Consider the following 13,556-nt stretch of genomic DNA (forward strand, 5'->3'; position numbering starts at 1 on the left):
AAAGAGGTCACACCTGTTCCCATGCCGAACACAGAAGTTAAGCTCTTTAGCGCCGATGGTAGTTGGGCTTACGTTCCGCGAGAGTAGGACGTTGCCGGGCAAATATTTAATTTTATTATTCCACAGTAGCTCAGTGGTAGAGCTATCGGCTGTTAACCGATCGGTCGTAGGTTCGAGTCCTACCTGTGGAGCCATGGCCCCTTGGTCAAGCGGTTAAGACACCGCCCTTTCACGGCGGTAACACGGGTTCGAATCCCGTAGGGGTCATTATTTATGGAGAATTAGCTCAGCTGGGAGAGCATCTGCCTTACAAGCAGAGGGTCGGCGGTTCGAACCCGTCATTCTCCACCATTTAATTTAATAAGCTGGAGGGGTAGCGAAGTGGCTAAACGCGGCGGACTGTAAATCCGCTCCTTCGGGTTCGGCAGTTCGAATCTGCCCCCCTCCACCATTTTTGGGCTATAGCCAAGCGGTAAGGCAACGGACTTTGACTCCGTCACTCGCTGGTTCGAATCCAGCTAGCCCAGCCATTAAGAGCCATTAGCTCAGTTGGTAGAGCATCTGACTTTTAATCAGAGGGTCAGAGGTTCGAATCCTCTATGGCTCATAAGTAAGAGACATTAGTTAATCTAATGTCTCTTTTTTTATTGATGAAAATATGCATAAATTGATGTATATACGTATAAATATTTGGAATATATTAATATTATCCACAAACCCTTATATAGCTTGATGTAAGTGCTTACATATACTAGAATATAATAGTAATGCAAATTAAGGGGGATTTGAAATTATGAAAAAGAGCATTGAAATAATCGGTGCACCAACTGCTTTTGGTCAAAGAAAATTAGGCGTTAATTTCGGACCAGATGCTTTGAGATATGCTGGTTTGATTGAAAGAATAGAAAATATAGGTCACCATGTCATAGATAAAGGTAATGTAGAATCACCTAATATTGATATGAAAAAATATAAAAGCGAACAAGAAGGTTTAAGAAATTTAGATGAAGTGATTTCATTTTCAAATAACTTATATGAATCCGTAAATGAAACGATGAATAATGGTAACTTTCCTTTAATTCTAGGTGGAGATCATTCGTTATCAATAGGATCAATCGCTGGTATCAGTAAACATTATAATAATCTTGGTGTTATTTGGTATGATGCACATGGAGATTTAAATACATTAGATTCTTCACCGAGTGGGAATATTCATGGAATGCCATTAAGAGTCTTATTAGGTGAAGGTAATGAAGAATTAATGAATATCGGTGGATATAAAAATAAAGTAAAACCTGAAAATGTCGTTCTAATTGGTATGAGAGATTTAGATGATGGTGAAAAAGAATATATTAAAAAGTCAGGTATACGTACATATACAATGGCAGATATAGATAAACTTGGCATGAATCAAGTTATATCTGAAACGATAGACTACTTAAAGGATAAAACGGATGGTGTACATCTTTCATTGGATGTTGATGCATTAGATCCAGTCGAAACGCCGGGTACGGGCACAACAGTACCAGGAGGCGCAACATATAGAGAAAGTCATTTAGCTATGGAGTTACTCCATGAGTCAAATTTAATCGTATCTGCTGATTTAGTTGAAGTAAATCCTCTTATCGATGAATATAATAAAACGGCGCATCAAGCAATTGGATTAATGGGCTCATTCTTTGGAGAGAAATTATTATAATTGACAATCATGGATAAAATATACTTTAATAAAGAAGTCTCTTTAATAGAGGCTTTTTTTGTTTTATATATAATTAAATTAACAATATATCTCAAAAATTGTTATAATAATCACTAGGTAAATGAAACACGGAGGAGATACTATGCAGTTACCTGACATTTTTGGTGAATTAAGTGCCTTAAAAGTTATAACAGGTATACTTGATTTAATTATTGTATGGTATGTATTGTACTTAATTATAACGGTCGTTAAAGGTACAAAAGCGATACAACTATTAAAAGGTATATTTTTCATCATAATTGGTAGAACAGTAAGTAATTTTTTGAATTTGACGACTACTACGCTTTTATTTGATTTTGTATTGCAATGGGGATTTTTAGCAATCATTGTAATATTCCAACCAGAGTTTAGAAGAGCGTTGGAACAATTAGGGCGAGGAAGTCTATTTAAACGAGTAAATGTAGCGACATCAGCAGAACAAGAAAGGTTAACTGATAGTGTTGATAAAGCTGTTCAGTATATGGCCAAAAGAAGAATAGGTGCATTAATTGTATTCGAGAAAGAAACTGGTCTTCAAGACTACATAGAAACAGGGATACCTATTAATGCTGATATTTCTCAAGAATTACTCACAAATATTTTTATTCCAAATACACCATTACATGATGGTGCGATGATTATACGTGAACAAAAAATTGCTACAGCAGCAAGTTATTTGCCGTTATCTGACAGTCAAAAAATTTCTAAAAGTTTAGGAACGCGTCATAGAGCAGCTGTAGGGATTTCAGAAGTATCAGATGCATTTACAGTTGTAGTATCAGAAGAAACAGGTTCAATATCTGTAACAATTGATGGTCGATTAAGAAAAGAAATATCAAGTGAAGCCTTTAGAGAATTACTAGTTGAGCATTGGTTTGGTTCTGTTCAAAACAGAAAGGATGTGAAGTAGATGCTAGAATCTAAATGGGGTTTACGTTTTGTAGCTTTAATTTTAGCGCTACTCATGTTCTTATCTGTGAATAATGTGTTCGGTAGCTTGTTTTCAGAAAATGCTTTGAAAAGTTCAGATCATGTAATAGAAGATGTGCCGGTAGATACAATCTATAATACAAAAGAATTATATTTATCTGGCGCACCTAAAACTGTGGATGTAAAAGTTTCTGGTCCACAATCAACAATATTACAGGCTGAAAAATTATTGAATTTTAAAGTGGAATTGGATTTGAAAAACAAATCTGTAGGGCAATATAAAGAAAACTTTAAAATCAAAGGACTTAGTGATGAACTTAAAGCGACAGTTGTGCCTAAAAGCGCAAATGTAACGTTACAAGACAAAGTTTCTAAAAAATATCCAATCGAAGCTGAGATTAATCAAAATAGAATTGCTTCTGGATATGAGCTAGTTGGAGAAACTGTTAATCCATCTCAAGTAACGATTACAGGTGGACAAGAAGAACTTAATAAAATTGCTTATGTTAAAGCTACATTAGATGAAACGAAGCAATTAACAGATGATACGACTGAAAAAGCGGGTATTAGTGTACTTGATAGCAATTTAAATAAACTAGACGTACAGATTAGACCAGATACTGTTAACGTCAATATTAAAGTTGCAAGATCTAGTAAAACTGTGACATTAAATCCTGTGAAAAAAGGTAGTGTATCAAAAAATATAAATATTGATGATATTACTTTAGATAAATCCGAAGTTAAAATATATGGTTCAAGAAATGTACTTGATGGTATAGGATCAATAGATGTACCTGTCGATGTTTCTAATGTTGATGGAAATACAACTAAAAAAGTTGATCTTAGCTTGCCTGATGGTGTGGACGAAGCAGAATTCAAAGATGTTGAAGCAAAAATAGAAACTTCTAAAAACTAACGGAATTAAAGGAGAATTATAATGGGCAAATATTTTGGTACAGATGGTGTTAGAGGTGTAGCAAATTCTGAATTAACACCAGAAATCGCATTTAGATTAGGTAGATTTGGCGGCTATGTATTATCGAAGAAACATGGTAGTGAAAATCCTAAAGTATTAGTAGGTAGAGATACGCGTGTTTCTGGGGAAATGTTAGAAGCAGCTTTAATCGCAGGTCTTTCATCAATTGGTGCAGAAGTGATGAGGTTAGGTGTTATTTCAACACCAGGTGTAGCTTATTTAACGAGAGAAGTAGATGCAGATTTAGGTGTTATGATCAGTGCGTCACACAATCCAGTAGCTGACAATGGTATTAAATTCTTTGGTCCAGATGGTTTCAAATTAACAGATGATGAAGAATTAGAAATTGAAAAGTTATTAGATTCTACAGAAGACAATTTACCAAGACCTACAGGTAACCAATTAAATCATATTTCGGATTACTTTGAAGGTGCTCAAAAATATATAAGCTATATTAAATCAACTGTTGATGGAGATTTAGATGGATTGAAAATTGTCCTAGATGGTGCACATGGTGCTACTTATTCTCTTGCACCGTATTTATTCGGTGATTTAGAAGCAACGAGCGAAACAATCGGTTGTAAGCCAGATGGTTATAACATTAACTTAAATGTGGGTTCTACACACCCAGAAGAATTAGCAAAAGCTGTTATTGAACATGGTGCAGACCTTGGTTTAGCTTTTGATGGTGATGGGGATAGAATCATTGCTGTAGATGATAAAGGGCAAATTGTTGATGGTGACCAAATCATGTATGTGTTAGCTGAAGATATGGCACAAAATGGTGAATTAAAAGATAACATGGTTGTTTCAACAGTAATGAGTAATTTAGGTTTCTATAAAGCGCTAGAAGAAAAAGGTATTAAATCTAACAAAACAAAAGTTGGAGATAGATATGTTGTAGAAGAAATGCGTCGTGGTTCTTACAGCCTTGGTGGAGAACAATCAGGTCATATCGTGATGATGGATTATAATACGACTGGTGATGGTTTACTTACTGGTGCGCACCTTGCAAGTATCGTTAAAAGATCAGGTAAAAGTTTAAGTGACTTAACAAGCAATATGAAAAAATATCCACAAAAATTAGTAAACGTAAGAGTTTCTGATAAATATGGTGTTGAAGAAAACGCTAAAGTTTCTGAAATCATGACTAAAGTTGAAGTTGAAATGAATGGCGAAGGTCGTATATTAGTAAGACCATCAGGAACTGAACCACTAGTTCGTGTAATGGTTGAAGCTAAAACAGAAGAAGATGCTGAAAGATTTGTTAACAGTATTGCAGAAGTAGTAGAACAAGAAATGGGAATTGAATAATAATATTATAAATCTGAGACAACTGTTGTCTCAGATTTTTTATTTTAAAATTTAACAAGTGTAATTATATAGAAAATAATGATAATTGCACGGAATATAGTATAATAATTGCACAACATACTATTTCATTGTAGAATGAAGAGAGCTTGCATAAGGAGGATTGTGAGGTTTATCGAAATAAGGAAACTTATAGCGCCTGAACAAAGCGCATACACGATTGTAGAGGCATGTATAATCAGATACATGCTGAATGAGTGTTATGACCTTTGTTGACGAGGAGGATAGTTATCGAATTTTCGGCGGATGCTATCCCGGATGTGGCCCATTCGAAGTTCAATGTTTAAAGCATATAGGTGACTGTATGTCCAAAGACGTTGAAATAGCCATAAATTGAACAGAGTATTGAAAGCGACTAGACTAAAAATTTTAAAGTCTGACCGCTTATTTAAAATTGGAGGAATTTTGATTATGTGTGGAATAGTAGGATATATAGGTACAGCAAATGCTAAAGAATTATTACTTAGAGGTTTAGAAAAATTAGAATATAGAGGTTATGATTCAGCTGGTATTGCTGTAAGAAATGAAGAAGAAATTAAAGTATTTAAAGAAAAAGGAAGAATTGCTGAATTACGTAAAGCAGCTTCTGATGACTTTGATGGAAATATTGGTATTGGACATACACGTTGGGCAACTCACGGTGTGCCAAACTATGAGAACGCTCACCCTCATCAATCAACATCAGGTCGTTTCACATTAGTACACAACGGTGTTATTGAAAACTATGAACAACTTAAAAATGAATTTTTATCAGGTATCACTTTTAAATCAGATACTGATACTGAAGTTATTGTTGAATTAATTGAACACTTCTCAAACGAAGGGTTAACTACAGAAGATGCTTTCAATAAAGTATTATCATTATTACATGGTTCATATGCATTAGGTTTATTAGATGAACAAGATGCTGACACAATCTATGTGGCTAAAAACAAATCACCATTATTAGTTGGTATCGGTGATGGATTTAATGTAATTGCTTCAGATGCAATTGCTATGTTAGCTGTAACAGATACTTATAAAGAATTAGTCGACAATGAAATTGTTATCGTAAAACGCGATGAAGTAATCATCAAAGACCAAGAAGGTAATGTAATCGAAAGAGATAGCTATAAAGCTGAAATCGATGCTTCAGACGTTGAAAAAGGTACTTACGATCACTACATGTTAAAAGAAATTCACGAACAACCAGGTGTTATGCGTAACATTATTCAAAACTACCAAGATGAAGAGGGTAACCTTAAAATCGATAAAGAAATTATTGAAGATGTTGCACAAGCAGATAGAATTTATATCGTTGCATGTGGTACAAGTTACCATGCTGGTTTAGTAGGTAAAGAATACATTGAAAAATGGGCAGGCGTTCCTACTGAAGTACATGTAGCTTCAGAGTTCGTTTACAACATGCCTTTATTATCTGAAAAACCTTTATTCATCTTTATTTCACAATCAGGTGAAACAGCAGATAGCCGTGCAGTATTAGTAGAAGCTAAACGTTTAGGTCACAAAGCATTAACAATTACAAATGTACCAGGATCAACTTTATCTCGTGAAGCGGATCATACATTAATTTTACACGCTGGACCTGAAATCGCTGTTGCATCAACAAAAGCATACACAGCACAAATCGCAGTATTAGCAATTCTTTCTCAAGTAGTTGCGAATGCACATAACAAAAATACTGGTGTAGATATTATTCCTGAATTAGCGAAAGTAACAACTGCAATCACTGCAATTGTTGACGATGCGCCTAAAATGGAACAAATCGCTAAAGATTTCTTAGAAACAACACGTAACGCATTCTTTATTGGACGTACAATGGATTACTACGTAGGTCTTGAAGGTGCATTGAAACTTAAAGAAATTTCTTATATCCAAGCAGAAGGATTTGCTGGAGGAGAATTAAAACACGGTACAATTGCATTAATTGAAGAAGGTACACCAATCATTGCATTAGCTACACAAGAAAAAGTTAACTTATCAATTCGTGGTAACGTTAAAGAAGTTGTAGCACGTGGTGCTAATCCATGTATTATTTCTATGGAAGGTTTAGAACACGATCAAGATACGTATGTAATACCACACGTTCATGAAATGTTATCACCACTTGTATCAGTAATCACATTACAATTAATCGCTTACTACGCTGCATTACACAGAGGTTGTGACGTAGATAAACCACGTAACTTAGCTAAATCAGTTACAGTTGAATAGAATGATATTGAACACCTGAGCTACTCGCTTAGGTGTTTTTTTATGTAAATTTTGAATATATTATATACGGATAGGCGTGTATGATGGCTATAGTAACAAAAGTCGAGAGAATTGTAACTAAGGAGGTCCATAGTAACAAAAGTCTGGGAAAGTGTAACTAAGGCAGGCCATAGTAACAAAAGTCGAGAGAATTGTAACTAAGGACGCCCATAGTAACAAAAGTTTGGGGAAATGTAACTAAGGCGTTCCATAGTAACAAAAGTCCGGAGAATTGTAATTAAGGCAGCCCATATTTACAAATGACTAAGAAAATGTAACTCACGACAATACTCTTGATAATTCTTACTTTCTTTATTCAACATCTCATTATAAATTTTTGAGCTTTTACATTGAAAAATATACTATAGGGGGGTATAGTATTAATTAAAGAGAGGACGTGATTGTATGAGTGAGTATTTACATGAACATACGGTAACACCTAGAACGAAAGAGGAAAAAGATAAAGTGATCAATAGACTTAAACGTATTGAGGGTCAAGTGCGTGGTATTCAAAGTATGGTTGAGGAAGATAGATATTGTGTGGATATATTAGTACAAATTAGTGCGATACAGTCTGCTTTAAAAAATGTTGGATTTGCGGTAACGGAAAGACATATTAAACATTGTGTGACGGATGCTATTCAGAATGGTGAAGGCGAAGAAACGATTGATGAATTAATGAGTGTGCTTAAACAATTTTCTAAGTAAGGAGGTTAACGAAATGAGTGAATCTAAACATGTTACTGTTGGGGTAACGGGTATGACATGTGCAGCATGTTCCAATCGTATTGAAAAAGTGTTAAACAGAATGGATGGCGTTGATGCTCAAGTAAATTTATCGACTGAGAAAGCATCCATCACTTTCAATAATGACGCTACAAATTTATCGGATGTAACTAATAAAATTGAAAATCTCGGATACGGTGTCTTAACAGAAAAGGCTGAATTAGATGTCTATGGTATGACGTGTGCAGCATGTTCTAATCGTATCGAGAAAGTACTCAATCGACAAGAAGGCATTACACAAGCGACAGTTAATTTAACGACTGAGCAAGCTAATGTTGAATACAATCCTGAAATTATAGATGTTAAAAGTATCATTAATAAAATTAAAAATTTAGGCTATGACGCTGCTACTAAAAGTGATGTGCAAAATCAAACAACGCATAAAGAACAAGAAGTACAGAAAATGAAAACTAAACTGATTATTTCTGCTATTTTATCGTTACCGCTTTTATTAACAATGTTTGTGCATTTATTTAATATGCCTATGCCACATATCTTAATGAATCCTTGGTTTCAATTTATATTAGCAACACCTGTTCAATTTATCATTGGCTGGCAGTTCTATGTTGGCGCTTATAAGAACTTGAAAAATGGTGGCGCTAATATGGATGTATTGGTGGCATTAGGAACAAGTGCAGCATATTTTTATAGTTTATATGAAGCTATCAAAACAATTGGTAATCCATCTTATATGCCGCATTTATATTTTGAAACAAGTGCAGTGTTAATTACTTTAATCTTGTTTGGTAAATATTTAGAGAAACGCGCTAAAAGTCAAACAACGAATTCTTTATCATCTTTATTAAATTTACAAGCTAAAGAAGCAAGAGTTATTCGTGATAATAAAGAGCTCATGATACCTATTGATGAAGTCATTGTCGGAGATATTTTATACATCAAACCAGGTGAGAAGATACCGGTAGACGGTATTATTGAAAAAGGACGTACATCAATAGATGAATCTATGATTACAGGTGAATCTATTCCTGTTGAAAAAACAATAAATGAAGAAGTCATTGGTTCAACGATTAATAAGAATGGTTTAATACATGTAAAAGCAACAAAAGTAGGTAAAGATACAGCACTAGCTTCTATTGTTAAAATTGTAGAAGAAGCGCAAGGATCTAAAGCACCTATCCAAAGACTAGCAGATGTAATTTCTGGGTATTTCGTTCCGATTGTTGTTGGGATATCAATCTTAACATTTATTGTATGGATAACATTAGTGGATCCAGGTCAGTTTGAACGTGCATTAGTAGCAGCAATTGCTGTGATTGTCATTGCTTGTCCATGTGCGCTTGGATTAGCTACACCTACTTCCATTATGGTTGGTACGGGTAAAGCTGCAGAGAACGGCATATTATTTAAAGGCGGCGAACATTTAGAACGTACACACCAATTAGATACAATCGTGCTAGACAAGACTGGTACAATTACAAAAGGTAAACCTGAAGTTACGGATTATACTGGCGACCAAGAAACACTCAGTCTATTAGCAAGTGCAGAAAAAGGTTCAGAACACCCACTTGCTGAAGCAATTGTTGCATACGCTACAGAACAAGAAGTCGCATTAAATGATGTAGACGATTTTAATGCAATACCTGGATATGGTATTCAAGCAACTATACAGAATAAAGAAATATTAGTGGGTAATCGAAAATTAATGGCAAGACATGGCATTGAAACGACATCATTTGAACAAGACATGTCTAATTTAGAACAAGAAGGTAAAACAGCTATGTTAGTTGCTGTTGATCGTACATTTAAAGGTATTGTTGCAGTTGCGGATACGATTAAAGAAAGTGCACCAGAAGCGATTAAAATGCTTCAAGATGAAGGCTTAGAAGTCGTGATGCTTACTGGTGATAACGAAAGAACAGCTCAAGCTATCGCAAATCAAGTAGGTATTCAAAAAGTCATTTCTGAAGTATTACCAAATGAAAAAGCTGATAAAATTAAAGAAATTCAAAGTACTGGCAAAAAGGTTGCAATGGTTGGCGATGGTGTTAATGATGCACCAGCATTGGCAATATCAGATATTGGTATCGCAATTGGAACTGGTACTGAAGTTGCGATTGAAGCGGCAGATGTAACAATTCTTGGTGGAGAATTATTACTCATCCCTAAAGCAATTAAAATAAGTCATGCAACAATTAAAAATATTAAACAAAACTTATTCTGGGCATTCGGTTATAATACGGCAGGTATACCAATTGCAGCAATAGGTATCTTAGCGCCTTGGGTTGCAGGTGCAGCAATGGCATTAAGCTCTGTAAGTGTCGTAACAAATGCATTAAGATTAAAAAAAGTTAAATTATAAATACTCATTCACACTCATATATAAATGGGTGTGAATTTTTTTATGAATCATTTTAAGGTAAAATAAAAAGTAATGACAATGCATATAAATAAAAATTGTCATGTTCATACTTAAGTCTTACACTTATTCAGCGTTATATATTATATAATTAAGTTTCATCATTATGTTTTATTTATTATTATTGAGAGTTTTTATTTACAAAGTAATAAAATGAGAAAGATATCAACTTAAAGGAGTAAATTAATGGAGAGTTGGATTACAAGTGTAATGGAACAATTTGGCTATTTTGGTATTGCCTTATTGATATTATTGGAAAATGTTTTCCCACCCATACCATCAGAGGTTATTTTAACATTTGGAGGTTTCATGACAACGAAGTCAGATTTAACAGTCTTAGGTGTAGTCGTTGCATCTACAATAGGTTCTGTAGGCGGTGCTGTCATATTATATTGGATTGGTCGTATTCTAAATGTTGAAAGAATCGAAAGAATTATCGAGAAATGGGGTAAATATCTTAGGTTAACGAAAGAAGATGTAAGAAAAGCAGATGCTTGGTTCGATAAATATGGACCATGGACTGTATTCTTCTGTAGATTTATTCCACTTATTCGGAGTTTAATATCCGTTCCAGCTGGTATGAGCGGTATGAATCAATGGTTATTTTTAGTATTAACGACAATCGGTACATTGATATGGAATTTAGTATTAGTACTGGTAGGTGCTAAAGTAGGAGATAATTGGCATCAAATCGTTAATTATATGGATGTTTATTCTCACTTTATGTACGCAGTCATTGCAATTGGTATAATTGTATTTATCATTTGGTTTATTAGAAAGAAGAAAGTTTCATAACTTAAACAATGAAGGTGATACAATGATAACTTTATGTGAGCAGTTAAATGATAGACATTATGAATTATTAGCTTTAGCAGATGAAAATCAACATGCTGTTAATGATTATGCTACTAGAGGTCAAGTATATGTTTATCAACAAAATCATCAAGATATCGGAATTGCAGTTGGGTTATTAACGAGACCCAATACATATGAGTTAGTTAATTTAGCAGTTGATCCTCAATTTCAAAATCAAGGTATAGGGAAATTATTAATTGACCATATAATTAATGAAGCGAGAAATTTGCATTGTCATACAATAACTGTTGGAACAGGTAACTCAGGTATTGGGCAATTGAAACTTTATCAACAAGCTGGATTTAGAATGAAATCAATAGATATTGATTATTTTGTAAAGTATTACGAAGAACCTATCTTTGAAAATGGTATTCAATGCAAAGATATGGTGAGATTAGAGATGGAATTGTAATAATATAGCCTATACGGATTCAATTTTAAATTGTACCGTATAGGTTTTTTTACTTTTTGAAACAAAGTAGTATACTTTTTATAGTATATAAAGTATACTATAGTTAATTAATAAATAAGAAGAGGTGCAAGTTATGTTTCATGGTAGAGATGCAAATTTAGTAAAAGGCATTACATTAAATGTTAAAGATTTAGAAAAAATGACAGTATTTTATGACAGTATTTTAGGATTAAATATAAAAAGTAAAGATGACAAACAAACAGTATTTGAGATTGGTAACTCAGGTCATACTATTACATTAAATTTATTAGTAGATGGTAGAGAACCAAGTATGAGAGAAGCTGGATTATTCCATCTAGCAATATTATTACCAACTACTGCTGATTTAGCTGACTTTTTATTACATGCTTCAAGATTAAATGTAAGACTGGGTGCTGGGGATCATATCGTGTCAGAAGCATTGTATTTAAATGATCCAGAAGGAAATGGTATAGAAATTTATAGAGATAGAGATCCAGAAACTTGGGTATGGAATGATGGTAACGTTAATATGGATACACTTGAAGTAGACGCAGAAGCATTAGTCCAACATGCTTCAACTGAAGGTTGGAATGGTATGCCTGAAGGTGCTAAGATTGGCCACTTACATATAAAAACAAGCAACATCAATGAAAGCAAAGATTTTTATATTGATACATTAGGATTAAAAATTGTTGTAGGTAATTTCCCTAATGCATTATTCATGTCAACAAAAGATTATCATCACCATATTGCGATTAATACTTGGCAATCAAATAAAAAACGTGAAGATTTAGACAATAGTTACGGACTTGCTAATATCGATATGCAAATTCCGAACAGAGCATCTGAAGTATTGATTTCACCAGATGGATTAAGATTCGATATTAATCCAGAATAATCATCATAAAATTAAGCCTTCCTATCCTATCGTCTTTAATATAAGAGTTGTTTCATGTACAATAAGTGAATATTCTAAATTCTTATATTAAAGGGGATGTAAGTATGCTTCTTGATTTGAAACATATTAATTGGATTAGAGAAGGCAAATACATATTAAAAGATATTTCTTGGGAAATAGTAGATGGAGAACATTGGGTCTTGTACGGATTAAATGGTGCTGGTAAATCTACTATTCTCGATATTATTAACGCATATACAGCTCCATCATCTGGTGAATTTGAAATACTAGATATGAAACAAGGAAGACCAGGTTATTCTGCTGATGCTATTAGAAGGCAAATAGGTTACGTTTCGTCATCTTTATTTAAGAAAATGAGACAACAGGACAATGCTTATACAACTGTTATTAGTGGTGCTTATGCGTCAATAGGTGTTTATGAAGAACCTACTGAAGAAATTAAAGAAAAAGCGAAACATATTTGTGAAACGCTAGGTATTACACATTATATAAATAGAAGGTTTGAAACGCTATCTCAAGGAGAACAAACGCGCGTATTAATAGGTAGAGCGTTAATGTCAGAACCGAGGTTGCTTATTCTTGATGAACCAACAAATGGATTAGACTTTGTAGCGCGTGAAGATCTGTTAGAAAGAATTGAGTATATCGGTCAAGATAGTAATGGACCAACGATTATTTATGTGACACATCATTTAGAAGAAGTCTTACCAATCTTTAAAAACATACTTTTATTGAAAAATGGAGAAGTATTCCAATCAGGTGATATTCATTCGCTATTAAATAGTGATAATATGAGTAACTTATTTGGCATTGATGTGGATGTAACATTTAAAAATAATAGACCAATTTTATCTAAAAAGTAATATAAATTTTAAAAAATTGCCTTTATGTTGTGAGCATGAAATAATAGACATTGAT

Annotated in this window: 11 protein-coding genes, 6 tRNA genes and 1 rRNA gene; all 18 read left to right on the forward strand. The window is 33.7% G+C overall.

Annotated features, from left to right (window positions below; genetic code table 11):
* A 5S ribosomal RNA gene (gene rrf, locus LQ617_RS11085) occupies positions 1-100 on the forward strand; the annotation flags it as partial.
* A gap of 19 nt (positions 101-119) precedes the next feature.
* Positions 120-194 (forward strand) — tRNA-Asn (locus LQ617_RS11090).
* A 1-nt stretch (position 195) separates the two neighbouring features.
* Positions 196-267: transfer RNA gene (locus tag LQ617_RS11095), tRNA-Glu, on the forward strand.
* A gap of 8 nt (positions 268-275) precedes the next feature.
* Positions 276-351, forward strand: a tRNA-Val gene (locus tag LQ617_RS11100).
* 16 nt (positions 352-367) lie between these two features.
* Positions 368-451, forward strand: a tRNA-Tyr gene (locus tag LQ617_RS11105).
* A 4-nt stretch (positions 452-455) separates the two neighbouring features.
* Positions 456-530: transfer RNA gene (locus tag LQ617_RS11110), tRNA-Gln, on the forward strand.
* Between the two features lie 4 nt (positions 531-534).
* Positions 535-607 (forward strand) — tRNA-Lys (locus LQ617_RS11115).
* 186 nt (positions 608-793) lie between these two features.
* Complete coding sequence (rocF, locus tag LQ617_RS11120) at positions 794-1,699, forward strand: arginase (protein WP_037590050.1); 906 nt, start codon at positions 794-796, stop codon at positions 1,697-1,699.
* A gap of 142 nt (positions 1,700-1,841) precedes the next feature.
* On the forward strand, positions 1,842-2,648 hold the full coding sequence (cdaA, locus tag LQ617_RS11125; protein WP_025907437.1) for a diadenylate cyclase CdaA: 807 nt from the start codon (positions 1,842-1,844) through the stop codon (positions 2,646-2,648).
* Positions 2,649-3,584 (forward strand): CdaR family protein, encoded by a 936-nt coding sequence (locus LQ617_RS11130; protein WP_037590047.1) that lies wholly within the window; start codon positions 2,649-2,651, stop codon positions 3,582-3,584.
* Between the two features lie 21 nt (positions 3,585-3,605).
* The gene (gene glmM, locus LQ617_RS11135; protein ID WP_037590045.1) at positions 3,606-4,958 is read left to right on the forward strand and encodes a phosphoglucosamine mutase; all 1,353 of its coding nucleotides are present in this window, start codon (positions 3,606-3,608) and stop codon (positions 4,956-4,958) included.
* A 468-nt stretch (positions 4,959-5,426) separates the two neighbouring features.
* Positions 5,427-7,229 carry a glutamine--fructose-6-phosphate transaminase (isomerizing) gene (glmS, locus tag LQ617_RS11140; RefSeq protein ID WP_191836079.1) on the forward strand — a complete coding sequence of 601 codons (1,803 nt, stop codon included), beginning with the start codon at positions 5,427-5,429 and terminating at the stop codon, positions 7,227-7,229.
* 444 nt (positions 7,230-7,673) lie between these two features.
* The gene (locus LQ617_RS11145) at positions 7,674-7,976 is read left to right on the forward strand and encodes a metal-sensing transcriptional repressor (RefSeq protein ID WP_025907429.1); all 303 of its coding nucleotides are present in this window, start codon (positions 7,674-7,676) and stop codon (positions 7,974-7,976) included.
* Between the two features lie 13 nt (positions 7,977-7,989).
* On the forward strand, positions 7,990-10,374 hold the full coding sequence (locus tag LQ617_RS11150) for a heavy metal translocating P-type ATPase (RefSeq protein ID WP_239740428.1): 2,385 nt from the start codon (positions 7,990-7,992) through the stop codon (positions 10,372-10,374).
* Positions 10,375-10,617: 243 nt separating this feature from the next.
* Positions 10,618-11,226, forward strand: coding sequence for a DedA family protein (locus LQ617_RS11155; protein ID WP_048541291.1), 609 nt, complete (start codon positions 10,618-10,620; stop codon positions 11,224-11,226).
* Positions 11,227-11,248: 22 nt separating this feature from the next.
* Positions 11,249-11,698 carry a GNAT family N-acetyltransferase gene (locus LQ617_RS11160; RefSeq protein ID WP_191836081.1) on the forward strand — a complete coding sequence of 150 codons (450 nt, stop codon included), beginning with the start codon at positions 11,249-11,251 and terminating at the stop codon, positions 11,696-11,698.
* Positions 11,699-11,831: 133 nt separating this feature from the next.
* Positions 11,832-12,617 carry a VOC family protein gene (locus LQ617_RS11165; RefSeq protein ID WP_239740429.1) on the forward strand — a complete coding sequence of 262 codons (786 nt, stop codon included), beginning with the start codon at positions 11,832-11,834 and terminating at the stop codon, positions 12,615-12,617.
* Between the two features lie 104 nt (positions 12,618-12,721).
* Entirely contained in the window at positions 12,722-13,501 is a 780-nt protein-coding gene (locus LQ617_RS11170) for an ABC transporter ATP-binding protein (protein ID WP_159316322.1), read from the forward strand.
* Positions 13,502-13,556: the final 55 nt, after the last annotated feature.

This window comes from Mammaliicoccus sp. P-M59 (assembly GCF_022386135.1).
Lineage (GTDB): Bacteria > Bacillota > Bacilli > Staphylococcales > Staphylococcaceae > Mammaliicoccus > Mammaliicoccus sciuri_A.